Origin of the sequence: Bradyrhizobium jicamae, from assembly GCF_018130215.1 — a bacterium.
GTDB classification, from domain to species: domain Bacteria; phylum Pseudomonadota; class Alphaproteobacteria; order Rhizobiales; family Xanthobacteraceae; genus Bradyrhizobium; species Bradyrhizobium jicamae_A.
Map to the genome: position 1 here is coordinate 226,321 of NZ_JAFCKQ010000001.1, position 23,923 is coordinate 250,243.

General features: G+C 65.4%; 20 protein-coding genes. 9 read left to right on the forward strand and 11 right to left on the reverse strand.

What is annotated here, in order from left to right; all coding sequences use genetic code 11:
• Positions 1–218 precede the first annotated feature (218 nt).
• Together JQ586_RS01045 and JQ586_RS01050 are read right to left on the reverse strand one after the other, a co-directional pair.
• Positions 219–3,395: an efflux RND transporter permease subunit gene (locus JQ586_RS01045; RefSeq protein WP_212392617.1), complete on the reverse strand. Its 3,177-nt coding sequence runs from the start codon at positions 3,393–3,395 to the stop codon at positions 219–221.
• A 10-nt stretch (positions 3,396–3,405) separates the two neighbouring features.
• The gene (locus tag JQ586_RS01050; protein ID WP_212392618.1) at positions 3,406–4,605 is read right to left on the reverse strand and encodes an efflux RND transporter periplasmic adaptor subunit; all 1,200 of its coding nucleotides are present in this window, start codon (positions 4,603–4,605) and stop codon (positions 3,406–3,408) included.
• A gap of 206 nt (positions 4,606–4,811) precedes the next feature.
• Between JQ586_RS01050 and JQ586_RS01055 the strand changes: the two genes are divergently transcribed.
• The 4 genes from JQ586_RS01055 (at position 4,812) to JQ586_RS01070 (ending at position 8,921) form a co-directional block, all read left to right on the forward strand.
• Positions 4,812–5,603: a hypothetical protein gene (locus tag JQ586_RS01055; protein WP_212392619.1), complete on the forward strand. Its 792-nt coding sequence runs from the start codon at positions 4,812–4,814 to the stop codon at positions 5,601–5,603.
• 41 nt (positions 5,604–5,644) lie between these two features.
• A complete protein-coding gene (locus JQ586_RS01060) occupies positions 5,645–5,866 on the forward strand; it encodes a cysteine rich repeat-containing protein (RefSeq protein ID WP_212392620.1) in 222 nt (73 codons plus the stop codon).
• A 317-nt stretch (positions 5,867–6,183) separates the two neighbouring features.
• Positions 6,184–7,314: an FAD-dependent monooxygenase gene (locus tag JQ586_RS01065; protein ID WP_212392621.1), complete on the forward strand. Its 1,131-nt coding sequence runs from the start codon at positions 6,184–6,186 to the stop codon at positions 7,312–7,314.
• A complete protein-coding gene (locus JQ586_RS01070; protein WP_212392986.1) occupies positions 7,308–8,921 on the forward strand; it encodes a benzoate-CoA ligase family protein in 1,614 nt (537 codons plus the stop codon). The genes JQ586_RS01065 and JQ586_RS01070 overlap by 7 nt, the downstream gene beginning before the upstream one ends.
• Positions 8,922–9,097: 176 nt before the next feature.
• Here JQ586_RS01070 and JQ586_RS01075 read toward each other — a convergent pair whose 3' ends face one another.
• Both JQ586_RS01075 and maiA read right to left on the reverse strand, forming a co-directional pair.
• Positions 9,098–9,610: a MarR family winged helix-turn-helix transcriptional regulator gene (locus JQ586_RS01075; protein ID WP_212392622.1), complete on the reverse strand. Its 513-nt coding sequence runs from the start codon at positions 9,608–9,610 to the stop codon at positions 9,098–9,100.
• On the reverse strand, positions 9,600–10,232 hold the full coding sequence (gene maiA / locus JQ586_RS01080; protein ID WP_212392623.1) for a maleylacetoacetate isomerase: 633 nt from the start codon (positions 10,230–10,232) through the stop codon (positions 9,600–9,602). Before maiA ends, JQ586_RS01075 begins: the two co-directional genes overlap by 11 nt.
• Positions 10,233–10,337: 105 nt before the next feature.
• On the opposite strand from maiA, the gene gtdA reads away from it, so the two are divergent.
• Positions 10,338–11,378, forward strand: a complete 1,041-nt coding sequence (gtdA, locus tag JQ586_RS01085; RefSeq protein WP_212392624.1) for a gentisate 1,2-dioxygenase — start codon at positions 10,338–10,340, stop codon at positions 11,376–11,378.
• Between the two features lie 57 nt (positions 11,379–11,435).
• Here gtdA and JQ586_RS01090 read toward each other — a convergent pair whose 3' ends face one another.
• The 4 genes from JQ586_RS01090 to JQ586_RS01105 form a co-directional block, all read right to left on the reverse strand.
• Complete coding sequence (locus JQ586_RS01090) at positions 11,436–12,263, reverse strand: ABC transporter permease (protein WP_212392625.1); 828 nt, start codon at positions 12,261–12,263, stop codon at positions 11,436–11,438.
• Positions 12,256–13,029, reverse strand: coding sequence for an ABC transporter ATP-binding protein (locus tag JQ586_RS01095; RefSeq protein WP_212392626.1), 774 nt, complete (start codon positions 13,027–13,029; stop codon positions 12,256–12,258). Before JQ586_RS01095 ends, JQ586_RS01090 begins: the two co-directional genes overlap by 8 nt.
• 97 nt (positions 13,030–13,126) lie before the next feature.
• Entirely contained in the window at positions 13,127–14,131 is a 1,005-nt protein-coding gene (locus tag JQ586_RS01100) for an ABC transporter substrate-binding protein (protein WP_212392627.1), read from the reverse strand.
• A gap of 48 nt (positions 14,132–14,179) precedes the next feature.
• The gene (locus tag JQ586_RS01105; protein ID WP_212392628.1) at positions 14,180–15,541 is read right to left on the reverse strand and encodes an FAD-dependent oxidoreductase; all 1,362 of its coding nucleotides are present in this window, start codon (positions 15,539–15,541) and stop codon (positions 14,180–14,182) included.
• 107 nt (positions 15,542–15,648) lie between these two features.
• On the opposite strand from JQ586_RS01105, the gene JQ586_RS01110 reads away from it, so the two are divergent.
• A complete protein-coding gene (locus JQ586_RS01110; RefSeq protein ID WP_212392629.1) occupies positions 15,649–16,533 on the forward strand; it encodes a LysR family transcriptional regulator in 885 nt (294 codons plus the stop codon).
• 13 nt (positions 16,534–16,546) lie between these two features.
• On the opposite strand, the gene JQ586_RS01115 is transcribed toward JQ586_RS01110, so the two are convergent.
• On the reverse strand, positions 16,547–17,347 hold the full coding sequence (locus JQ586_RS01115; RefSeq protein WP_212392630.1) for an enoyl-CoA hydratase-related protein: 801 nt from the start codon (positions 17,345–17,347) through the stop codon (positions 16,547–16,549).
• A 210-nt stretch (positions 17,348–17,557) separates the two neighbouring features.
• Between JQ586_RS01115 and JQ586_RS01120 the strand changes: the two genes are divergently transcribed.
• Both JQ586_RS01120 and JQ586_RS01125 read left to right on the forward strand, forming a co-directional pair.
• Positions 17,558–18,532 carry a 2-dehydropantoate 2-reductase gene (locus JQ586_RS01120; protein WP_212392631.1) on the forward strand — a complete coding sequence of 325 codons (975 nt, stop codon included), beginning with the start codon at positions 17,558–17,560 and terminating at the stop codon, positions 18,530–18,532.
• 31 nt (positions 18,533–18,563) lie between these two features.
• Positions 18,564–19,343 carry an SDR family oxidoreductase gene (locus JQ586_RS01125; RefSeq protein WP_212392632.1) on the forward strand — a complete coding sequence of 260 codons (780 nt, stop codon included), beginning with the start codon at positions 18,564–18,566 and terminating at the stop codon, positions 19,341–19,343.
• A gap of 48 nt (positions 19,344–19,391) precedes the next feature.
• Here JQ586_RS01125 and JQ586_RS01130 read toward each other — a convergent pair whose 3' ends face one another.
• The gene (locus JQ586_RS01130) at positions 19,392–20,072 is read right to left on the reverse strand and encodes an alpha/beta family hydrolase (protein WP_212392633.1); all 681 of its coding nucleotides are present in this window, start codon (positions 20,070–20,072) and stop codon (positions 19,392–19,394) included.
• A 264-nt stretch (positions 20,073–20,336) separates the two neighbouring features.
• Here JQ586_RS01130 and JQ586_RS01135 point away from each other — a divergent pair, with 264 nt between their 5' ends.
• Positions 20,337–22,175 carry a cytochrome c gene (locus tag JQ586_RS01135; protein WP_212392634.1) on the forward strand — a complete coding sequence of 613 codons (1,839 nt, stop codon included), beginning with the start codon at positions 20,337–20,339 and terminating at the stop codon, positions 22,173–22,175.
• 63 nt (positions 22,176–22,238) lie between these two features.
• Here the strand turns inward: JQ586_RS01135 and JQ586_RS01140 are convergent, their stop codons facing one another.
• Entirely contained in the window at positions 22,239–23,777 is a 1,539-nt protein-coding gene (locus JQ586_RS01140) for an aspartate ammonia-lyase (protein ID WP_212392635.1), read from the reverse strand.
• Between the last annotated feature and the right edge of the window lie 146 nt (positions 23,778–23,923).

Genomic DNA, 23,923 nt, shown 5'->3' on the forward strand with positions numbered 1-23,923 from the left:
GCGCGTCATTCCAGCGTTATCCGGTCGGATGCGGCAGGGAGTGAAGGGGATTTCGGGCGTGATTGGCAGCCAGGGTGCGCGTTTTTCGCGAGGCGTTCGAAGGACTTCGCCGGCTGTACCGCTGCGAATTGACGATCGCCGCCGGCACGGCGCCGACGGCATTCCGGGCCGCCATCGGGACCCGGAATTGTGAGTTTAACGCACCGATTAACGCTGGATTACCGGATAGCGCTCGGGGTTTGCGCCTGCTCGGCCGGTTGCGGCCCTGCCGCCTTCCCCTTCCCCGCCTTCCGCCAGTTCTCGAAGTTCTGCACCACGACGAAGAACGCCGGCACGAACAGCACGGCGAGGCAGGTCGAGGCGATCATGCCGGAGAAGACCGTGATGCCGATCGACTTGCGGGCGTTGGCGCCGGCGCCGGTCGCGATCACCAGCGGCACCACGCCCAAGATGAAGGCAAAGGACGTCATCAGGATCGGCCGGAACCGCGCGCGCGCCGCGTCGATCGCCGATTCCAGCACCCCCTTGCCGTCGCGCACATGATGCTCGAGCGCGACCTCGACGATCAGGATCGCGTTCTTGGCAGACAGCGCGATCAGCAGGATGATGCCGATCTGGGTGTAGAGATTGTTCTCGATCCGCAACCCCGTGAGCACCAGCATCGGCCCGAGCAGCGACAGCGGCACCGCCAGGATCACCGAGATCGGCGCGTACCAGCTCTCGTATTGTCCGGCGAGCACGAGATAGACGAGGAGCAACGCGAGGCCGAACACGTAGTAGATCTGGCTGCCGACCGCCTTCTCCTGGTACGACATCGCCGTCCAGTCGTAGCTCGAGCCCGGCGGCAGCGTCTTCGTCGCGATCTCCTCCATCAAGGTCATCGACTGGCCGGATGAATAGCCCTGCGCCGGCAGGCCGATGATGGATGCCGAGGGATAGAGGTTGTAGAGGCTGATCAGCGACGGGCCGACCGACGGCGTGATGCTGGCGACCGTGCCGAGCGGGACCATGTCACCGTTGCTGTTGCGCACCGCGAGGTTTTGGATGTCGCGCAGGGTCAGGCGATTTTGCGCATCGGCCTGGGTGTAGACCTGGAACGTGCGGCCGAACTTGGTGAACTGGTTGACATAGCTCGCGCCGAGATAGGAGGACAGCGTCGAGAAGATCTGGTCGGGGGTGACGTGGAGGGTCTGGGTCTTGATGCGGTCGACGTTGACGTCGAACTGCGGCACCATCGAGCGGAACGACGACTGCACCCGCTGCAATGCGCTTTGTGTCTGCGCGTTGCGGACGATCGCGCCGGTCACCGCCTGCAGCTTGGCGTAGTCGGCGTTGCCGTCGCGCAGTTCGACCTGCATGGCAAAGCCCGCGGCATTGCCGATGCCCTGGATCGGCGGTGGCGGAATCACCAGGATGCGCGCCTCGGGGATCACCGCGAGCTTGTCGTTGAGGCCGTAGACCAGCGAGCGCAGATCCTCGCCCGGCCCGCGCGAATTCCAGTCCTTCAGGATCACATAGCCGACGCCGGCATTGGCGAGGCTCGACGAATTGTCGAGCGCGGAGATGCCGGCGATCGAGATCACCTGCTCGACGCCCGGCGTCTTGCGGGCGATCTCGGTGACCTCGTCGAGAACGTGCTGGGTGCGGTCGATCGCGGCCCCGTCGGGCAGTTGCACCGCAGCCAGAAGATAGCCTTGGTCCTCGATCGGAATGAAGCCGGTCGGCACCCGCGACAGGCCGTAGCCGGCTATCCCGATGATGCCAAGCGCGATGATGACCGAGGTCTTGGCGTGACCGGCGATCCCTCCGATCAACCTGGCATAGCCGCGCTCGACGCGGTCATAGACCCCGTTGAAGCCGCGGTAGAAGAAATTGCGCTGCTCCGGCGGCACGGGACGGCGCAGCCACAGCGCGCACTGCGTCGGCTTCAGGGTCGCGGCATTGACCGCGCTGAGCAGCGCGGTCGCGGCGATGACCAGCGCGAACTGCGCGTACATCCGTCCGGTCAGGCCGGGCAGGAACGCCGCCGGCAGGAACACCGAGATCAGCACCAGCGTGATGCCGACGATCGGCGCGAACAATTCGTCCATCGCCTTGATCGCCGCGTCATGGCCGGACAGGCCCCGCTCGATATTGTGCGCGGCGCCCTCGACCACGACGATGGCGTCGTCGACCACGATGCCGATCGCCAGCACGATCGCAAACAGCGTCGACAGATTGATGGTGAAGCCGAGTGCTGCCATCGCCGCGAAGGCGCCGATGATGGTGACCGGCACCGTCGTCGCCGGCACCAGCATTGCGCGCCAGTCCTGCAGGAACACCAGGATCACGACCAGCACCAGCACGCCGGCCTCGATAAGCGTCTTGTAGACCTCCTCGATCGAGGCACTGACGAATTTGGTGGTGTCGAACGGGGTATCGTATTTGATGTCCTGCGGGAACTGTTTGGCGAGCTCGGAGACCTTCTTCTCGACCGCCTTCTCGACCTCGAGCGCGTTGGCGCCGGGCGACAGGAACACGCCGATGCCGGTAGCGGGCTTCTGGTTCAGCGAGAACACCTGGCTGTAGGTCTGCGCACCGAGCTCGACCCGGCCGACGTCACGGACGCGGGTGACGTCGCCGACATTGCCCGACTTGACGATGATGTCCTCGAACTGGGCCGCGTCGTCGAGCCGGCCGTTGACGTTCAGCGTGTACTGGAACGCCTGCCCCGGGGGCGCCGGCGGCGCGCCGACCTGGCCCGCGGTGACCTGCTGGCTCTGCTGCTGGATCGCCTGGATGACGTCCTGCGGCACCAGCCCGAGCGCCTGCAGCTTGTTCGGATCGAGCCAGACCCGCATCGAATATTGCCCGGCGCCGAACACCGTGACGTTGCCGACGCCTGGCAGACGCGACAGCTCGTCGCGGATATTGATGGTGGCATAGTTCGACAGGAACAGGCTGTCATAGGTCTTGTTCGGCGAGGTCAGCGTCACGAACAGGAGAATCGAGGTCGACCGCTTCTGCACGGTGACGCCCTGGTTCTGCACCGCGGTCGGCAGTTGCGACAGCGCGCTGGAGACCCGGTTCTGCACCAGCACCTGCGCGAAGTTCAGGTCGGTCCCGATCTTGAAGGTTACCGTCAGCGTGTAGGTGCCGTCGGCGCCACTGTACGACTGCATGTAGAGCATGTCCTCGACGCCGTTGACCTGCTGCTCGATCGGCAGCGCCACGGTGTCGACAACGGTCTTCGCCGACGCGCCCGGATAGCGCGTCGTCACCTGGACCGTCGGCGGCACCACGTCGGGATATTGCGCGACCGCGAGATTGAACAGCGCCACGCCGCCGATCAGGATCATCAGGATCGCGATGACGTTGGACAGGACCGGCCGCTCGATGAAGAATTTCGAAATCATGGCGCGCGTCCTATTTGGCCGGTGCCGCCGCGGTTTCGCTCTTCAATTGCGGGTCCACCTTCTGGCCGGGGATCGCACGGAGCAGGCCGGCGGTGACGACGCGGTCGTCCGGCTTCAGCCCGCTTTCGATGACGCGCAGGTCGCCCTCTTGCTGGCCGGTCTGCACCTTGCGCTGCTCGACCACATTGTCGCCGTTCACGACCAGGACGTAGCGGCCGGACTGGTCGCTGCCGAGCGCCACGTCGGGGACCAGCAGCGCATCCTGCTGTTTGTCGAACGGCACGCGGACGCGGACGTAGAATCCCGGCAGCAGCACCCGGTCGGGATTGGGCAGCACGCCGCGCACCGCCAGTGTTCCGGTCGACTGGTTGAGCGTCGGCGAGGCGTAGTCCAGCTTGCCCTTGTGCGGGTAGCCGGTTTCGGTCTGCAGTCCGACCTCGACCGGCAATTGCTTGAGATCGTTCGCGGTCATGCCGCGCTTGCGCGCCTCCTCGCGGACGCGCAGCACGTCCTGTTCGTTGACGTTGAAATTGACGTAGATCGGATCGAGCGCCACGATGGTCGCAAGCTGCGTCGGCGAGGTGACGCCGACGAGCTCGCCGACCGACACCAGATGGTTGCTGACGATGCCGTCGAACGGCGCGGCGACGTTGGTGTAGCCGTAATTGACTGCGGCGAGCCTGGTATTGACCTGGGCCTGCTGCAGACCGGACTGTGCGTTGTCGCGCGTCGACGTCGACGTCTCCAGCGTGGCCGCCGACACGGCCTGTTTCTGCACCAGATCCGTTTGCCGCTTGTAGTCGGACTCGGCCTGCTTCAACGTTGCCTGTGAGCCGACTTCGGCAGCCTGGGCCTGCTCAAGCTTCAGCTTGTAGGTCTCCGGCTCGATCGTGAACAGCGTGGTCCCCTCCTTCACGAAGGCGCCGTCCTGATAGTTGATCGATTGCAGGAAGCCCTGCACGCGCGCAACCAGATCGACGCTCTTGATCGGCGCAGTGCTGCCGGTGGCCTCGAGGTAGCGCGTGATGGCGCGCTGCACAGGCGGCGCGACTTCGACCTTGGGCGGCGGTGGCGGCACAAAACTATTTTGCTCGCAGCCACTTAAGCCGACGAAGGCGAACGTGACGAAAGCGACGCGCGTCAGGGACGGAGTTCGCAGCCGCACAATCTGGCTTGCCGTGGAGCTGACCGTGATGCGCGCGTGCCTCATTTCCGGGCCTCGATGTCAAATGCTTGCGAAAAAGGCGATCTATCCTGCGAGAAAGCGATTGAGCCCATGCATAGCAACAATCTGCTTGCAGTGAAACTCGAATGCGAAAATGATGCTGCCCGCCAAGGTTGTTACAGCAAGACATTTTATGAACGTCAATTCGGTTGAGGCGGCGGCTTCCAGCGACAACAAAAGGATAAAGTGAAATGACCAACACGTTGATGCGTGCGGTGACGCCTCTGGCGTTGTTCGCGCTGGCTGCCATTGCGAGCGCAGCGGCCCTGGCGCAGGCGCCGACGCAGGCTCAGCGCGACGCCATCAAGTCGCAATGCCGCAACGACTACATGGCGCATTGCTCCAGCGTTCCACCCGGCGGCGCGGCCTCGCTGCAATGCCTGCAGAAGAACATGGCGAGCCTTGCCCCCGGCTGCGCGAGCGCCGTGCAAGCGGTGGCCGCGCCGGCTGCGGCGAAGCCCGACGCTGCGCCTGCGGCGGCGAAGTCCGAAGCAGCCCCGGCCGCCGAGACCGCCAAGCCGGCTGCGGAAGGCGCGGCTCCCGCGGCGATGGCCAGGAAGCCCAGCACTGCGCAGGTCGCGGCGATCCGCGGCGCCTGTCGGTCCGACTATCCCCAAGTGTGCGCCGGCGTGCCGACCGGCGGCGCCGCAGCGCTGCAATGCCTGGCGAAGAACCAGGCGAAGCTGTCGCCGGCCTGCGCAAAGGCGGTAGCCGCAGCGAGCGGCGGCGGATCGGCAACCGCCGCGACGGAGAGCGCGGCGCCAGCCGCGGCACCGGCGGCTGCGCCGGCCCGGATGATGCTGCGGCCGATGCGGCCGCGCGAAGAGCTGTTCGTGCTGCGCTCGGCCTGCGGCGCCGACGTCCGCTCGATCTGCGGCGGCGTGCAGCCCGGCGGCGGCCGGATCGCGGAGTGCCTTGCGGCGAATGCCGGTTCACTATCGCCGGCCTGCCGCGAGGTGCTGGCGCCGTTTGCGGCGCGGTAGTCCCGATTACCACACCAACCCGATCGAAAAGGAAGCGACAGATGTTGCGTATCATCCTGACTGCCGCGCTGCTCGGCATGTCGACTGCTGCCCTCGCCCAGGATATGACCGCCGCGCAGCGCAACGCATGCATGGGCGACTACCAGAAATATTGCAAAGGCGTTCAGCCCGGCGGCGGCCGCATCATCGCCTGCCTGTCCAAGGAGAGCGACAAGCTGTCGCCGGCCTGCAAGAAGGTGCTGGCGGCCGCGGAGAAGAAGTAATCGCAAGGCGCGATGAAACGACATGTGTCCGGCCGGACGCCGGACACAAATTCGCAGCACCTAACCGGCCACATGTGGAGAGCCCCACCCGCATCGCATCATCGATGCAACGTGGCCGAAACTTCGCTTCGACTTGCTTTGGAGACGGCCGCTGAAGGCGGCATATGCTCCACTGCAACGGGAGAGGTGTCGCGAGTCCGGCGCCGGACCAGTTTCATTTGACCTTGTCGGCTTGCATTTTCCCTCTGGCGTTCCCGCCAGGGGAGGATTAGTCTGGCTGCAATTAGTAAGTACACTGTCAAATTGGGAGGCAGACGTTGCGGATCGCCGTGATCGGCGGGGGCCCTGGCGGGCTATACTTCGCCTATCTCTGGAAGAAGCGTCATCCGGACGCCGAGATCGACCTGTTCGAGCAGAACGCCGCCGGCGCCACCTGGGGCTTTGGCGTGGTGTTCTCCGAGCAGGCGCTGGAGTTCCTGCGCGCCGACGACCCCGACACGGTCGAGGCGATCGCGCCGCAGATGGAGAGCTGGAAGAACATCACGCTGAACCTGCGCGGCGAGAGCGTCGTGATCGACGGCGTCGGCTTCTCCTCGATCGGCCGGCTGAAGCTGCTGACAATCCTGCAGCAGCGCGTACGCAGCGTCGGCGTCATGCCGCGCTTCGACACGGTGATCCAGTCGGTGGATCAGCTCAAAGGTTACGACCTGATCGTCGCCGCCGACGGGCTGAACTCGCTGGTCCGCCGCAGCTTCGAGACCGCGTTCGGCGCCTCGGTGACGCATTCGACCAACAAGTTCGCCTGGTACGGCACCACAAAGCCGTATGCGACGCTGTCGCAGACCTTCGTTGCGACCGAACGCGGCAATTTCAACGCGCATCACTACCGCTACGCGAAGGACATGAGCACCTTCCTGGTCGAATGTGACGCGGCGACCTGGGCGAGTTACGGTTTCGCCGACAAGAGCATCGAAGAATCGCAGGCGATCTGCGAAGACGTGTTCGCGGCAACGCTCGACGGCCACAAGCTGATTTCGAACAAGTCGGTGTGGCGCAATTTCCCGTGGATCTGGAACGAGCGCTGGTCGCATCGCAACATGGTGTTGATCGGCGACGCGCTGCATTCGGCTCACTTCTCGATCGGCTCGGGCACGCGGCTCGCGATCGAGGACGCGATCGCACTCACCAAGGCACTGGAGACCGATGCCGACATTGCCTCGGCCCTTGCGCGCTACGAGAGCGAACGCAAGCCGATCGTGAAGAAGCTGGTGACCGCGGCGCGGACCAGCGCGGACTGGTACGAGCATTTCCCCGCGCACATGGCGCTCGGCCCGCTGGACTTCGCCTACAGCTACATCACCCGCTCCGGCCGGATCGACGATGCGCGGCTGCGCGCGATGTCGCCGGCCTTCATGAACAGCTATGCGGCTGCAAAGGGCAGATCATGACCGAGATCACCGACCAGGTCCCCCAGGACGCCCCTGGCGCGCGCGAGATCGGCTTTGCACTGCCCGGGCGTTACAATGCGAGCCGCATCCTGTTCGACAATCTCGACAATGGAAACGCTGACCGCATCGCGCTGACCGGCCCGGCCGGCACGCAGACCTATCGCGAGCTCTGTGCTGAAGCCGCGCGGTGGGGCCATGGATTCGAGTCGCTCGGGTTGAGGCGCGGCGACCGCATCCTGCTGTTCCTCGACGACACGCCGGCCTATCCGGCGGCGTTTTTCGGCGCGGTGCGGGCCGGCTTCGTGCCGCTCCTGATCAACACGCTGACGCCGCCCGACCTGCTGCAATTCTATCTGTCTGATGCCGGCGCGCAGGTCGCGGTTTGCGATGCGGAGTTCTCCTCGCGCTTCAACGCCGAGGCCTGCCAGGACACGCCGCTGCGCACGCTGATCGTGGTCAACGGCGCGACCGGCGATCACGCGGTCGCCGATGTCCGGATATCAGGCGAATGGCTGGAGGAATTCGCGACCGCGCTCGACGCGGCCGACACCCTTCGCGGCGAGATGGCATTCTGGATGTATTCATCGGGCTCGACCGGCCGCCCCAAGGGCATCGTGCATCTGCAGCACGACATGGCCTATAGCGAGCGCGCGTTCGCCCGTAGCGTGCTGAATCTGACGCCGGACGACATCTGCTTCTCGGTACCGAAGATCTTCTTCGCCTACGGGTTCGGCAATTCGATCACGTTTCCCTTCTCGGTCGGTGCCGCAACGCTGCTGCTGCCGGGCCAGCCGAAGCCGGCGGCGATCTTCGCTACGATCGAGCAGTATCGCCCGACTGTGTTCTTCGGCCTGCCGACGCTTTACACCACGCTGACCAAGGCCGAGGGCGCCGCGCGATGCGATTTCTCCTCGCTGCGGATGGCGCTATCGGCCGCGGAAGTGCTGTCTGCCGACGTCTTCAACGGCTGGAAGCAGCTCACCAAGCTGGAGATCGTCGAGGGCCTCGGTTCGACCGAGGTGCTGCACGTCTATCTCAGCAACCGCACGGATAAGAAGAAGCTCGGCGCCGCGGGCCTGCGTGTCCCCGGCTACGAGATCATGTTGCGCGACAAGGACGGACGCGAGGTCGGCGACGGCGAGGAAGGCATCTTGTGGGTGCGCGGCGATTCCGCGACACCATTGTATTGGAACCGGCCCGACAAGACTGCCGAGACCGTGCGCGAGGACGGCTGGATCTACACCGGCGACCGCTTCGTGCGCGACCGCGACGGCTTCCACTTCTTCCGCGGCCGCGCCGACGATCTGGTCAAGATCTCCGGGCAGTGGGTCTATCCGCTCGAGGTCGAACTCTGCCTTGCCGATCACCCCGACGTCCGCGAATGCGCGGTCTACGCTGCCGAGTTGCCGGACCGCAGGATGACGCTGAAGGCCGTGGTGGTGATGAACTGCGCCGGCTTCGACACTGGCGAGACGACGCGGCGGCTGCAGGATTACGTCAAGGCAAAACTCCTGCCGTACAAATATCCGCGCGAGGTGAAGTTCATCGACGAGCTGCCGAAGACCGGGACGGGGAAGATCGACCGGCAGGCGGTGATGCGGATGTAACTGCGGCGCGGACACGCGTCGATCAGTTCGCCCCGGGCTTGCCCTTCTCCCCAACCCGCGCCCGCAAGGGGCGAGGGAGCCTGACCGGCGTGCTCACCTCACTTGCGGATTTACTGACGACCATTGACGGGTTTGCTCCCCATTTGCGGGTATCAGGGCCGGTTGAGCCTGCGCCGTCACATCGACTTCCCGAGATGTTCGAGCGCGTCCTCGGCGCGCAGCGGCACGCGCGAGGCCTCGTTGTTGAGATCGACGAGCTGGGTGAGCAGCGCCAGCAACGCCTTGCGGTCGGCAGGCTTCAGGGGTTGCAGCATCCGCGCCTGCGCCTTGTCGACCGACGGCACGATGCTCTCGAGCACGGCGGCGCCCGCCCTGGTGAGATAGAGCAGCTTGACGCGCTTGTCCTCGACCGCCGGCTTGCGCTCGATGAAGGCCTTGGCCTCCAGCCGCTCGATCACGCTGCCGAGCGTCGAGCGGTCGAACGCGATCACGGCGGAAAGCCGGGTAGCGTCGATGCCGGGATGGGTCGAGATCGCGATCAGCGCGGCATATTGCACCGGCGTCAGGTCGAACGCCCTGCACTCCTCCATGAACAGCGCGACCGCGATCTGCTGCATGCGGCGGAACAGGTAGCCGGGCGCGGTGTAGACCGCGTCCATGGTGATCGATGATGGCTTGCTATTCGGCATCGGGCTGCTTGTCCGGGGCGGCGTCCGCGAACGCCTTCATAGCTTTCGCCGCGGCTTCCGCGTTGAGCAGGCGCGGGTAGGCCGCCACATCGACGCCGAAGCGGCGCGCGTTGGCGAGCTGCGGCACCAGGCAGAGATCGGCGAGCGTCGGCTGAGCGCCGAAGCAGAACGGTCCGGCCTCTTCGGCAATCAGCGTCTCGCACGCCGACAGGCCTTCGCGGTTGGCCCAGGCCGCCCATTCCGTCACCTTCTCCTCCGGCAAACCAAGCTGGCGCAGGCGCGCCAGCACCTTCAGGTTCTGCACGGGGTGGGTGTCGCAGGCGATCGCCTGGGCGAAGGCCCGCACCTTGGCGCGCCGCAGCAGATCGGCCGGCAGCAACGGCGGATTGGGATGCGTCTCGTCCAACCATTCCATGATCGCAAGCGACTGCGTGAGGATCGCTCCGGCATCGTTCTCCAGCGTCGGCACCAGCCCCTGCGGATTGATGGCGAGGTAGGCGGGCGCGCATTGCTCGCCCTTGCGCAAATGATGCGGCAGGTGCTGAGGCGTCAGGCCCTTCAGATTGAGTGCGATCCGGACCCGGTAGGACGCGCTGCTTCGGAAATAGCCATGCAGCTTCATCGGAACCTCCCTGCGATTTCTGGTTGGTTGTGCGCCGTTGACGCTACCCATATCGTCAGTATACTGTCAATCAGCAACAAGCAAGAACGACGGGAGGCTCGAGCCATGGAAGCCGTGCAGAAGACCCCGGAGCGCGAGGCGTTCTACAGGAAGATCGACGGCGAAAACCTCTCGGCGCTCTGGAACGTGATGAACGATCTGATCACGCCTGAGCCGCGGAGCGCCTGCCGCCCGCATCTCTGGAAGTTCGACCAGATCCGCGACTACATGAACGAGGCCGGCAAGCTGATCACGGCCAAGGAAGCCGAGCGCCGCGTGCTCGTGCTGGAAAATCCCGGCCTGCGCGGCCAATCGAAGATCACGACCTCGCTGTTTGCGGGCGTGCAGATGGTGGTGCCGGGCGACATCGCCCCCGCCCATCGCCACGCCCAGTCGGCGCTGCGCTTCGTGCTCGAAGGCAAGGGCGCCTTTACCGCCGTCGACGGCGAGCGCACCGCGATGTCGCCGGGCGATTTCGTCATCACGCCATCGATGACCTGGCACGACCATTCCAACGAGACCAACGAGCCGATGTTCTGGCTCGACGGGCTCGACATCCCGATGGTGCAGTTCTTCGACTGCTCGTTCGCGGAGGGTTCGAAGGAAGACCAGCAGACGATCTCGAAGCCCGCCGGCGACAGCTTTGCGCGCTACGGCCACAATTTGCTGCCGGTCGACCTGAAGCGGACGTCGAAGACCTCGCCGATCTTCAACTACCCCTATGAATACACCCGCGAGGCGCTGGAGCAGGCCAAGGCGAGCAACGAGTGGGACGCCTGCCACGGCCTCAAGCTGAAATTCTCCAACCCCGAGACCGGCGATTTCGCCATGCCGACCATCGGCACCTTCATCCAGCTGCTGCCGAAGGGATTCACGACCGCGCGCTATCGCGCGACCGACGCCACCGTGTTCGCCGCGATCGAGGGCAAGGGCCGCACGCGGGTGGGCGACCAGACCTTCGAATGGGGCCCGCGCGATCTGTTCGTGGTGCCGAGCTGGCGCTGGGTGACGCACGAGGCCGATGCGGACTCAGTGCTGTTCTCGTTCTCCGACCGCCCTGTGCAGCAGAAGCTCGATCTGTTCAGAGAGGATCGCGGCAACGCATGACACTGTCGTCCCGGCGAAGGCCGGGACGACACCGTTGTTGTGACCGACAGCGCACCTTCACCGCCAGTGCAGCAACCTCGCCTCGAGCAGATTGATCAGTCTCCCGACCGCAAGCCCGAACAGCGACAGGATCACGACGCCGGCGAGCAGCTGATCGGTCTGCATCAGATTTCCGGCCTGCAGCACGAAGGCGCCGATACCGTATTGCGCGCCGATCATCTCGGCGCTGACCACAAGCAATAGCGCCACCGATGCGGTGATGCGGAAACCGGCGAGGATCGAGGGCAGTGCGCCGGGCCAGATCACGCGGCGGACGATCGCGTGGAACGGCACGTTGAAGCTCTGCGCCATCCGGATCAGGTTGCGCGGCACCGCGTCAACCCCGCTATAGACCGAGATCGCGGTCGAGAAGAACACCCCGAGCGCAATGGTCGCGATCTTCGGCTCCTCGCCGATCCCGAGCCAGAGAATCAAGAGCGGCAGCAGCGCGATCTTCGGGATCGGGAACAGCGCCGAGATGAAGGTGATGCCGACGCCGCGCGCGATGGTCGACAGCCCGATCGCAAAGCCAACGATCACGCCACAGACCGTGCCGATGATCCAGCCCGTGCCGATCCGCATGATCGACCACGAGAGGTGCTGCCAGAGCGCGCCCGATGTCGCGAGCTTGTAGATCGCAACTGCGATGGCCGACGGCGCCGGCAGGAACAGCGGATTGACCCAGCCGGCGCTGCCGGCGAGCTGCCAGACCGCGATCACGATCGCCAGCGCGACCCAGCCAGCGTAACGGCTCGCGGTCGGCGTGAAGCCGGCACCGCGGAATTCGACCGGCCGCGGCGCCTCCGTCGCTTGCTCGTTCGTCCCGGACGGCGCGCGTTCAAGCATGCTGGACCTCGCGTTCGGCATCGATCGCCTCTTTGCGGATCAGCGACCACAGGTCGCCCTGCAGCGCGGCCAGTCGACCCCGCGCATCCGCACCGCCACGCTCGGTGCGCGTCATCGGGATCGTGACGATCTCCCTGATGCGGCCGGGACGGCGCGACAGCACCACGATGCGATCGGCGAGCCGCACGGCTTCATCAAGATTGTGCGTGACATAGGCGGCGGCCATCGCTCCGTCGGCGAGCAGGCGGACGAAATCCTCCATGAGCAGCTCGCGAGTCTGCGAATCCAGCGCCGACAGCGGCTCGTCCATCAACAGGATCGCGGGTCGCACCGCCAGCGCTCGCGCGATGCCGACGCGCTGGCGCATGCCGCCGGACAGTTGCTTTGGATAGGCGGCACGGAAATCGGTCAAGCCGGTGCGCCGCAGCGCGTCGTCGATCACGGCGCGACGCTCGGCGGCGCCAAGCGGCGTGTGCAGCAGCGGAAACGCGACGTTCTCCTCGACCGTGCTCCACGGCAGCAGCGCAAAGTCCTGGAACACGAAGGTCAGCGGATTGAGGCTGTCCGCCGGCGGCGCACCGCGCAGCTCGGCCGCACCCTTGCTTGGCCGCAACAGCCCGCCGAGGACCTGCAGCAGCGTGCTCTTGCCGCAGCCGGAGGGCCCGACGATCGCCACCACCTCGCCTGCGCCGACCGTGAACGAGACGTCGTCGAGCACCTCGAGCGCGCCGAAGCGGTGGCTGATATGGTCGGCAATCAGGTCCATGTCGTCCCGAGGTTTGCTGTTACCCCGTCATCCTGAGACGCGCGCAAGTGTGCGCTCCTCAGAATGGCGGGTTGCGTGTGATCTGGGTGGGGTCGCATCAATCCGCCTTCACATAATCCTTGGCGATGATCGCATTCGCATCGAATCCCTTGTCGACAAAGCCTTGCTCCTGCAGCCATTTGATCTGGTTGTCGACGTTTTTCACGTCGAGCTTGCCGTCGGGATCGATATAGGCGCAATTTCCGACCACATGCTCGACCGGCAGGTTGGTGTATTTGGCGATGATCTCGAGCAGCGGCTTCGTCTTGTCGTTGATCGGGACGACGCCGTCCTTGATCGCGGTCAGGATCACGTCGTGATATTCGCGGTCGGCGCGGGTCAGTGCGGTGAGCAGTTTCGTCACCCGTGCCGCATTGGTCAGCGTCTTCGGTGACGCGAAGATCGCGCCGAGCTGCCACGGCGTTTCGTCGCCGACCCAGCCGAGCAATTTCGCGCCGCCCGAATCCATCAGCGTGCGCGCGGTCGAGACCGGCAGCAGCGCCGCATCGACGGTCTCTCCCTTCAGTGCGGCGGCGGCATTCGACAGCGACTGCAGTGGCACGATCCTCACGTCGGACAGCTTGAAGCCATACTTGTCGGCGAGCAGGCCGAGCGAATAGTGAAAGCTGGAGCCGACCTGGGTCACCGCCACGCGCTTGCCGGCGAGATCCTTCGGCGTCCTTAGGCCCGCGGCGTAGGCGTTGTTGCTGGCGAAATAGCCGATCAGGGGATAGCCGGCCTTCTCGCGGCTCATGCCGCCGATCACCTTCAGCGTGCCCTTGCCGGCGAGATTGTAGAGGCCTGCGGTGAATGCGGTGATGCCGAAATCCACGTCGCCGGAAGTGGTGGCAACCGCGATCGGCTGCGCCGCGTCGAAGAACTTGAGTTCGACGTCGAGCCCGGCGTCGCGGAAATAGCCCTTGTCCTGCGCGATGAAGACCGGCGCCGAGGACGACAGCCGCAGCACACCGATCCTGGCCTTCAGCGGATCGTCGGCCCGCGCGACACCGCCAGCTGCCAGCGCCAGCAGACAGGCAACGGCGAGCCTTGCCAACACCTTCATTCCATTCCCTCCACCTCGGCGCCCGATATTTCAGAACGCGCGCGTATCCTAAAGCCCCGCAGGAACCGCCTGATCGCGGCCGATGAAAGCGCCCTGCTGGCGAAGCTGTTGTTGCAACTTTTCGACCGGAATGTCGCGTGGAATCGTATTGCCCGAAAGTGCCAATGCGGCCGCAGTTCCCGCCGCTTCGCCCATCACGAAACAGGCACCCGAAACGCGTGCCGCCGACTGCCCTTCATGGGTCATCGAGGCGCAGCGGCCGGCGATCAGGAGATTATCGACACCTTCGGGCACCAGCATCCGATACGGCAGTTCGTTGTAGCCGCGCGAATCCGGGATCGGCGGAAACTCGAAGACGACATCGCCCGGGACGTGGGACTCCTTCGGCCAGCCATTGACGCCGATCGAATCCTCGAACGAGGCGCAGCCGAGCACGTCCTCGCCTGACAGCATATAGCCGCCGATCACCCGCCGCGTCTCGCGGATGCCGAGCTGCGGCGGCAGGTCGACGATGTAGGAGTTCTCGAAGCCCGGCACCGTGCGCAGGAATGCAAAGGCCTCGACCGCCTGGCGGCGGCCCTCGATCTCGCCGCGCGTCATCTCATCGGGATCGATCCCGGAAATCGCGCCGCCGTCCTTGCGTGTCACCTGGGTGAAATTCACCCGCCATTCGATCTGCGACTTCTGCGGTCGCACGATCGCGGATTTGCGGGGGAATTTGTGCGTGCCGGCGGCCTCGGCCTTCTCCATCAGGGCCGGAATGCTCCGCCACGCATCGCCCGCCTTGGCAGGATCGATGCCGTTGAGGCGGAACATCATCGAGGGATAGAGCATGCCGCCTGCATTGTCGCCGACTTCGAACGGCGCACCGGCCCACACCGCAAGATCACCATCGCCGGAGCAGTCGATGAAGATGCTCGCCGATACCGCCTGACGGCCGGCCTTGGTCTCCACCATCAGGGCACGGATGCGCGCGCCGTCCATCACCACGCCGGCGCCGAGCGCATGAAAGATGATATCGACGTTGTGGTGCGCGAGCAGATCGTCGGCTGCGATCTTGTAGGCCGCGGTGTCGTAGGCCTGCGCCAGGATCTTGCCGAGGATCAGATGCGGCGCGTTCAGGCCGCCGAGCCGATCGATCCGCGCCAGGAGATCGGAGGCGATGCCCTGCACCACGCGATGCATCTCACCGAAGACGTTGGCATGCAGTCCGCAGAAATTGGTCACGCCCGCCGCGGTGCCCATACCGCCGAGGAAGCCGTAGCGCTCGATCAGGAGCGTCCGCCGCCCGGCACGCGCCGCAGCCACCGCCGCCGTGATGCCGGCCGGTCCACCGCCGAGCACGACCACGTCATACTCGCCATAGAGCGGGACCTGCCGCGCTGGTTCTTCGATCGTCTTCGTCGCCATCCGAGATTCCGCCCTGACCAAATTGATTGAGCGGACTATGAATTGATGCGAATTGAAGTACAATCCACCAAATTATGTAATCAGCTTTCTCGAATCGAGAAAAGTAGATGGATACGCTGGTCAACCTCGAGGCCTTCCTCGCCACCGCCGACGCCGGCGGCTTCTCGGCCGCCGCGCGAAAGCTCAATGTCGCGACGTCTGTCGTCGCCAAGCGCGTCACCCAGCTCGAGGATCGGATCGGCACCGCGTTGTTCCACCGCTCGACCCGCCAATTGCGGCTGACCGAGGCCGGGCAGCGATATGTGCATCGTGCCCGCGGCGTGGTTGCCGATGTCGGCGATCTCCTGTCGCGAATGGGCGAGAAGGATCGCGACCTCAGCGATCATCTGCGTATCAAGGCGCCGACATCGCTGACCGTCGCGTGGCTGGCCGACGCCTTCACCACATTCCAGATGCAGAACCCCAGCGTGAGGCTCGAGATCGTGATGATCGATCGCCCGGTCGATCCGGTGACGGAAGGCTTCGATATCGCGATCGGCGCCTTCCCGCACTCCTTCGGCGGTGTCGTTGACGAGCCGCTCTGCCAGCTGCCGCGGCTGCTATGCGCCTCGTCAGGATATTTGCGCAAGCACGGCACACCAAGGCATCCGCGCGACCTGGTCGATCATCGCTGTCTCAGCTTCCTGCCGACCGGACCCGATTGGCCCTTCGAGGGGCCGCGCGGCCGCATCAACATCCAGGTGCGGCCATATCTGAGCTCGAACGAGGGTCGCGTGCTGACGCAAAGCGCGATCGCCGGCAACGGCATCGCGCTGCTCTCGCATTATCTCGTCGCGAACGCGCTGCGCGACGGCGCGTTGAAGCCGGTGCTCGCGGATTTTCCGATTCCTGAGCTATGGGTCAAGGCCGCCGTTCCGGCGCGCCGCATCGATGCGGCCGCGGTCCAGGCGCTGCTCAAGACGCTGAAGGCGTCGCTGTCGCGAGCCCTGTGAGCAGCGGCGCTCTCTAGACTTTCGCGGCTGCCCAACGACCCGCGCGCTTCTCGGCGAAGGACGCGAGGCCTTCCGCGGCCTCCGCGGTCCGCCGCTTGTCCGAATGCAGACGGACAAGGCGCCTGTAGGCGTCATCATCGACGGCCATGCCACCGAACGAGCTTTCCATCGCAAGCCGCTTGGTCTCGGTGAGCGCCGCCGGCGCATTCGCCAGCAACTGCTCCACGACCTTGGCGCCGGCGCCCTCGAGGTCGGCGAGCGGCACCACTTCATGCACAAGCCCGATGCGGCGCGCGTCCTCGGCGCCGAAGCGTTCCCCGGTCAGCGCGTAGCGCCGTACCTGGCGGACGCCGATCGCATCGCACAGCTGCGGGATGATGATCGCTGCCGTGAGGCCCCAGCGCACTTCGGTGATCGAGAACAGCGCGTTGTCGGCCGCGACCACCACGTCGCAGGCCGCGATCACGCCGGTGCCGCCGCCGAAGCAGCCGCCCTGCACCAGTGCGACCGTCGGCACCGGCAGCGTGTTGAGCCGCTGCACCGCCTCGAACGTCGCACGCGACGCCACCTCGTTTTCGTCAGGCGATTGCGGCCGCACGGCGTTGATCCATTTGAGATCCGCACCGGCCTGGAAATGCCTGCCATTGCCCTTGAGCACCACGACGCGCAGCGGCTTCGTCGAGAGTTCGTCGATCGCCGCGAGCACACCCTGGATCAGCGCGCCGTCATAGGCGTTGTTGACCTCGGGACGGTTCAGCGTGACGGTCGCGACCCCGCGCGCATCGAGACTCCACAGGACTGGGCTGGCGGACATGGAGGCTTCTCCCTCGTCGGCATTTGCTGGTATCCGGCACTATGGCCAGAGACGATGGCTTGATCCATCACTTTCCAGCGCGTCGGGCCGCGCCCCGCGCATGACGGGTTGCATCATGGCGCAACCGGGCTGCGCAATGGCGCAATCGGGTTGCGCGAGGTCACGCGTCCGTGGAAACTGGCGCAACTCCATCGATGGACCAGTTTTACAATGCGGATTTGTATTTTCGGTGCAGGCGCCGTCGGCAGCCATTTTGCGGTCCGGCTCGCGCGCGCCGGACACGACGTATCCTGCGTGATGCGGGGACCGCATCTCGACGCCGTCAAGGCCGATGGCCTGACACTCAGGGTCGGCGACACCGACGTGACCGCGCAGGTGAAGGCGTCCGCCGATCCGGCCGAGCTCGGGACCCAGGACGTCGTCATCAGCACGCTGAAGGCCACCGGCATCGGCGCGCTGGCGACCGGGCTCGTGCCGCTGCTCAAGCGCGATACCGCGATCATCTTCGCGCAGAACGGCATTCCCTGGTGGTACGATCTCGGCCTGCCGGATCATCACCCGGCAATCCCCGATCTCGGCTTCCTGGATCCCGGCGGAGCCCTGCGTGCCGTCGTTCCCAAGCCGCGCATCATCGGCGGCGTGATCTTCTCGTCCAACGAGGTGATCGCGCCCGGTGTCGTCGCGAACCTCTCGCCGGAGCGCAATCGCCTGCTGATCGGCGAGTGCGACGACCGTTCGAGCGAGCGCATCGCGCTGATCCGCGCGGCGCTGAACCAGGCGGCAATCGAATCGCCCGAGGTCAGGGAAATCCGCGAGACGATCTGGTCCAAGCTGCTCACCAACATGTCGATTTCGGTGCTGTGTCTCCTGACCGGACTGACCGCACGCGCGGTGCGCGACGATCCGGCGATGCAGGACGCGATCCCGCGCTTGCTCGAGGAGGCGAACACGGTCGCGACACGCTATATTCCCGAGGTCAAGCGCGTGACCCGCTCGGGGCCCGCGCCGGATCACAAGCCGTCGATCCTGCAGGATTACGAGCTCGGCCGCGGCATGGAGATCGACGCGCTGGTGCGGGCGCCTGCCGCCTTCGCGCGCGCCGCCGGCCTCGCCACGCCGATGCTCGACCTGATGGCGGCGCTCGCGATCCAGAAGGCGCGTGACAAGGGGCTGTATCAGGGCTGATGATCCCCGGGCACAAGCAGGATATCGAACCATGCAAGTAAGAGACAAAGTCTGCGTCGTCACCGGAGGCGCCAGCGGCATCGGCGAGGCGGTGGCGCGGGCCTATGCCGAGGCCGGCGCGCGCGGCGTCGTCGTCGCCGACCTCAAGACCTCGCGCGACCGGCTCGCCAGCGTCGCCGGCGATATCGACGGGCTTGCGGTGACCGCCGATGTCGGGCTGGAAGACGACATCAAGGGTTTGATAGCCGCCGCCGAGGACAAATACGGCCCGGTCGACATTTTCTTCTCCAACGCCGGGCTGTCGCGCAAGGGACAGGAGAGCGCATCCGACGCCGACTGGGACGTCAGCTGGCGGGTCCATGTGATGAGCCACGTGTTCGCGGCCCGCGCGCTGGTGCCCGGCATGCTCGCTCGCGGCTCCGGCTACCTCCTCAACACCGCATCCGCCGCAGGGCTGCTGGCGTCGCTGAACTCGATGCCTTACGGCGTGACCAAGAATGCCGCGGTCGCGCTCGCCGAGCATCTCGCCATCCAGTATGGCGACCGCGGCATCCGCGTCTCGGTGCTCTGCCCGCAATCGGTGCAGACCGGCATGACGACGCCGGGTCCGAGCGCCGCCCGCGTCGACGGCGTGCTGCAGGCCGGCGAGGTCGCGCGCATGGTGATCGAGGCGATGGCCGAGGAGCGGTTCATGATCCTCTCGCATCCGCAGGTGCAGGACTACATGCAGCGCAAGGCCGCCAATCGCGATCGCTGGCTGTCCGGAATGCGCCGCCTGCGCGACCGGATCTATGGCGGTGCGGTCTCGTAGCGATTTCAAGCAGCCGCGTACCCCGGTTGGAGCGAAGCGCAATCCGGGCTATGCGACCTTCGTTATCCACGCGGCGAACGCATCCATCACCTCGGCCATCACCTCCGCGTCGTTGCGGCCGGAGCGCTTGAGCACGTGGAAGGAGTGATCGGCCTCCTGCGCGAGCTGCAGTGTCGCGCGCGCACCGAGCCCCTTCACCATCGGCTGCAGCAGATCGAGTTCGGCCAGCGCATCGCGCGTGCCCTGCAGGAACAGCATCGGGATCTTGACGTCCGCAAGGTGTTTGGCCCGCTCGCTTGACGGCTTGCCGGCCGGATGCAGCGGGAAGCCGAAGAACACCAGCCCGCGCACATTGTCGAGCGGCGCCTTCGCCTGCGCTTGCGAGGTCATCCGCCCACCGAAGGATTTGCCGCCCGCGAACAACGGCAGATCGCCGCTACGGCGCGCCATCTCCTTGACGGCAGCCCGCACCGCGGCCTGCGCAATCGCAGGCGGATCGGGCCGCTTGCTGCCCTTCTCCATGTAGGGAAATTGATAGCGCAGCGTCGCAATGCCGCGTTCGGCGAGCCCTTCCGCGATCGCCCCCATCGACGGATGCGTCATCCCGGCACCCGCGCCATGGGCAAGGACATAGGCCGCGCGCGCCTGTGCCGGATGCAGCAGGAGCGCGGACACCGCCTCGCGCTCCGAGACCGTGATGGTGAGTTGTTGCGCGGAGTTGGCGTTCACGCGGGGCCTCGGGAAGCATTGATGGACCGGTTGTAGCTTTCCGTCACGATGCGCGCAAATGCCGCCGCGGGTGTACGGCAAAAGGTGAACTGGCTCACATCAGGCCGGGATATTTCCGTTGTGAGATCACGCGCCGCGACTGTAGGATGGCATGTGGCCCGATACACGCCAGGCGCGAATCGATTTTTGGCGACCTTTAAAACCTGAGTAAGATTTTAATACCTGAACAATATGACGCAGTGACTGCGAAGCGGGGAATGGGGCATGCGTCGCAAGACGATCATTATCATCGGACTGTTGGTCGTCGCCGGCCTGGCCTACTTCAAGGACGATCTCGAAACCGTCGTCAGCGGCTTCAATGTCAAGGCCGTCGACTACCAGCCGCCGACGAAGACCGTTTGGCTGGACCAGAAGGTCAGCGCCGAGCAACTGAGCTGGTTCTACCACGCCGACCAGGGCACCCGAACCTTCCTCATCCCTCATGAATGGTTCATGGCGCTGGAGCAGCCGACGATCCCGTGGCTGCTGTTCACCGCCGAGCCGCCCCTCAGCGACATCAATTACCTCGCCCGCTTCGGCTTCATTCCGGATACGGTGATCCCGGGCAAACCCGATCCGCTTCCGATCGGATTCGCGCATGGCACTGCGATGCTGGATGCGAACGGAGCGCCATGGCGCAACCCGCGCAGCAAGACCGACATGACCGGGATCGGGCTGACCTGCGCGGCCTGCCACACCGGGAGCTTCACCTATCGCGGCACCGAGATCGTGATCGACGGCGGACCGGCCAACACGAATTTGTTCGAATTCCAGAAGGCGGTCGGCGTGTCGCTGTTCCTGACGCGCTTCTGGCCCGGTCGCTTCTCGCGCTTCGCCGACCAGATCCTCGGCAAGGACGCCGGCCTCGACGACCGCATGGCGTTGCGCGGCCAGCTCGATCTGGTGTTGAAGCAATACGCCAATATCAACAATCTGGAGGCCAAGGTCGCCGCCAACAGCGTCGAGGAAGGCTATGCGCGGCTCGACGCGCTGAACCGGATCGGCAACCAGGTGTTCGCGATCGACCTGAACAATCCGAACAACTATGCCTCGCATTCGGCGCCGGTGCATTTCCCGCGGATCTGGAACGCGCCGTGGTTCAGCTGGGTGCAGTATGACGGCTCGATCATGCAGCCGATGGTGCGCAATGCCGGCGAATCGCTTGGCGTGTCCGCCGAGCTCAATTTGCTCGACCCGGCGAGGGGCCTGTTCAAGTCGAGTTCGCGCGTCGACGTGCTGTACGATATGGAGCGGATGATCGCGGGCGATCCGCCCAGCGAGGACACGGGCTTTGGCGGCCTGGCTTCGCCGAAATGGCCGGAGAATATCCTGCCGGCGATCAACATGGATCTCGCGAAGAAGGGCGGCGACCTCTACAAGGCGCACTGCCAGGGGTGCCACGGTCCGGCGATCGACAGCAAGGCGCTGCCGGCAAGCGAGGCCTTCGCACTGTTCAAGGACCATAAGCGGTGGATCAAGAACAGCGCCGGCCAGCCGCTGCTCGACGTCGAGATGGTGCCGATCAGCCATATCGGCACCGACAGCGCGCAGGCCGATGGCCTCGCGAGTCGCACCGTCGAAACGCCACCCAACCTCGGCATCAAGGACACCGGTTTCGGATTTGCGCTGCGTGACCTGGTCGTGAATACCGTCAACTATTGGTACGACCAGAACAACACCGCTGCCGCGGATCGCGAACGGATCAACGGCTACCGGCCGCCCGGCATCCAGGCACCGATCGCCTACAAGGTGCGGCCGCTCAACGGCATCTGGGCGACGCCCCCCTATCTGCACAACGGCTCGGTGCCGAGCATCTATGCGCTGCTGTCGCCGGTGAAGGATCGGCCGGCGCAGTTCTGGCTCGGCAGCCGGGAATACGACGCCAGGGATCTCGGCTACGTCTCGAACGTCAGCATCAAGAACGGCTTCCTGCTCGACACCACCAAGCAGGGCAACAGCAATTCCGGACACGAATTCTCGAACGCGAAGCATCCGGGCGTGATCGGGCCGGAGCTCAAGGAAGACGAGCGGCGCGCGCTGATCGAGTTCATCAAGACGCTCTGAGAGCAGGCGAGCGGCTGCACCTCTCCCGCTTGCGGGAGAGGAACATGGGCCATGCCAACGCCCTCACTCCTTCGGCATGGGACCCTGGCGGCGCGCCGGCCGCGTCATGGCTTCGAGCTCGAGCAGCTGGTTGAGCTGCGTCTCGGTCATGAGTTTCTCCTCCAGCACGAGATCGGCGACCGATCGGTTCTCCTTCAGCGCACGGCGCGCGACGCGCGAGCTCGCTTCATAGCCGAGCGCGGGCGCCAGCGCCGTGATCAGGCCGATCGAGCCCTGCACCAGGCTTCGGCAGCGCTCGCGGTCGGCCTCGATGCCCTCGACACAGCGCTTGGTCAGCGTATCGATCGCCGCGGTCAGCATCCGCAGCGAGCTCAGCACGCAGTAGCCGATGGTCGGCTCGAATGCATTGAGCTGCAACTGGCCGCCCTCGGCGCACATCGTCACCGTGAGATCGTGCCCGATCACGAGGAAGGCGACCTGGTTGACCACTTCCGGGATCACCGGATTGACCTTGCCGGGCATGATCGAGGAGCCCGCCTGCACCGCGGGCAGCCGGATCTCGCCGATGCCGGTGCGCGGCCCCGACGACAGCAGCCGCAGATCGTTGCAGATCTTCGACACCTTGACCGCGACGCGCTTGAGCACGCCGGAGAACAGCACGAAGGCGCCGAGATCCGACGTCGCCTCGATCAGGTTCGAGGCCAGCACCATCGGCTGGCCCGACAGCCGCGACAGTTCCTCGACCGCAAGCGCGGCATAGCGCGGATCGGCATTGATGCCGGTGCCGATCGCGGTCGCGCCGAGATTGACCTCGCGGAACAGGCTCGAGATCTCGTTCAATCGCGCGACGTCCTCCTTCACGGTGACGTGGAAGGCGTCGAATTCCTGCCCGAGCGTCATCGGCACTGCGTCCTGGAGCTGGGTGCGGCCCATCTTCAGGACGTCGGCGAACTCCACCGCCTTGCCCTTGAAAGCATAGGCGAGGTCATCGAGCGCGCGCACCAGGGGCTGGGTGGCGAAAATCACCGCAAGCCGCAGCGCGGTCGGATATGCGTCGTTAGTCGACTGCGCCATGTTGACGTCGTCGTTCGGATGCAGCGCGTGATAGTCGCCGGGCTTGCGGCCCATGATCCGGAGCGCGACGTTGGCGATCACCTCGTTGGCATTCATGTTGGTCGAGGTGCCGGCGCCGCCCTGGATCGCATCGACGACAAAGGATTCGGCATAGACCTTGTCGGTCGCGACCTGCGTGCAGGCCTTGTCGATCGCGTCGGCCTTTTCCGGAGAGAGATAGCCGAGCCGCCTGTTGGCGCGCGCCGCCGCCTGCTTGACCAGCGCCAGTGCGCGGACGAATTCCGGGAAATGGCCGACCGGCACGCCGGTGATCGGGAAGTTCACCACCGCGCGCTTGGTATGGATGCCCCACAGCGCGTTGGCCGGCACCTCGTCCTCGCCGAGCAGGTCGTGCTCGGAGCGAGACTCCGACTGCCCGATCGGCACGGTGCGGACGGTCGCGACCGCAAGCTCGCTGGGAGCACCACTCTCGCCGGATGGCGACGCTGCGCTCGCACTCCGGGTGGTCTCAACCTTCGACTCGGCCATCATTCCCTCCATGCACCTTGCAGAATGTCGTCATCGGCGACGCCGGGCATGATGCGCCGGGCGCGAGTCGAAAGCCAATGCCCGTCCGCAAATTCTTGCACAGGCTCGCCAACGGAATTGCGGCTTCGTGACAGAATTTGGCCGCA

Bases quoted from the DNA above. Each gene is read 5' to 3' on its own strand.
- JQ586_RS01140 (WP_212392635.1), bottom strand. From the start codon at position 23,777: ATGGCCGAGTCGAAGGTTGAGACCACCCGGAGTGCGAGCGCAGCGTCG.
- JQ586_RS01100 (WP_212392627.1), bottom strand. From the start codon at position 14,131: ATGAAGGTGTTGGCAAGGCTCGCCGTTGCCTGTCTGCTGGCGCTGGCA.
- JQ586_RS01135 (WP_212392634.1), top strand. From the start codon at position 20,337: ATGCGTCGCAAGACGATCATTATCATCGGACTGTTGGTCGTCGCCGGC.
- JQ586_RS01095 (WP_212392626.1), bottom strand. From the start codon at position 13,029: ATGGACCTGATTGCCGACCATATCAGCCACCGCTTCGGCGCGCTCGAG.
- gtdA (WP_212392624.1), top strand. From the start codon at position 10,338: ATGGAAGCCGTGCAGAAGACCCCGGAGCGCGAGGCGTTCTACAGGAAG.
- JQ586_RS01045 (WP_212392617.1), bottom strand. From the start codon at position 3,395: ATGATTTCGAAATTCTTCATCGAGCGGCCGGTCCTGTCCAACGTCATC.
- JQ586_RS01110 (WP_212392629.1), top strand. From the start codon at position 15,649: ATGGATACGCTGGTCAACCTCGAGGCCTTCCTCGCCACCGCCGACGCC.
- JQ586_RS01055 (WP_212392619.1), top strand. From the start codon at position 4,812: ATGACCAACACGTTGATGCGTGCGGTGACGCCTCTGGCGTTGTTCGCG.
- JQ586_RS01050 (WP_212392618.1), bottom strand. From the start codon at position 4,605: ATGAGGCACGCGCGCATCACGGTCAGCTCCACGGCAAGCCAGATTGTG.
- JQ586_RS01125 (WP_212392632.1), top strand. From the start codon at position 18,564: ATGCAAGTAAGAGACAAAGTCTGCGTCGTCACCGGAGGCGCCAGCGGC.
- maiA (WP_212392623.1), bottom strand. From the start codon at position 10,232: ATGAAGCTGCATGGCTATTTCCGAAGCAGCGCGTCCTACCGGGTCCGG.
- JQ586_RS01060 (WP_212392620.1), top strand. From the start codon at position 5,645: ATGTTGCGTATCATCCTGACTGCCGCGCTGCTCGGCATGTCGACTGCT.
- JQ586_RS01105 (WP_212392628.1), bottom strand. From the start codon at position 15,541: ATGGCGACGAAGACGATCGAAGAACCAGCGCGGCAGGTCCCGCTCTAT.
- JQ586_RS01115 (WP_212392630.1), bottom strand. From the start codon at position 17,347: ATGTCCGCCAGCCCAGTCCTGTGGAGTCTCGATGCGCGCGGGGTCGCG.
- JQ586_RS01120 (WP_212392631.1), top strand. From the start codon at position 17,558: ATGCGGATTTGTATTTTCGGTGCAGGCGCCGTCGGCAGCCATTTTGCG.
- JQ586_RS01075 (WP_212392622.1), bottom strand. From the start codon at position 9,610: ATGCCGAATAGCAAGCCATCATCGATCACCATGGACGCGGTCTACACC.
- JQ586_RS01090 (WP_212392625.1), bottom strand. From the start codon at position 12,263: ATGCTTGAACGCGCGCCGTCCGGGACGAACGAGCAAGCGACGGAGGCG.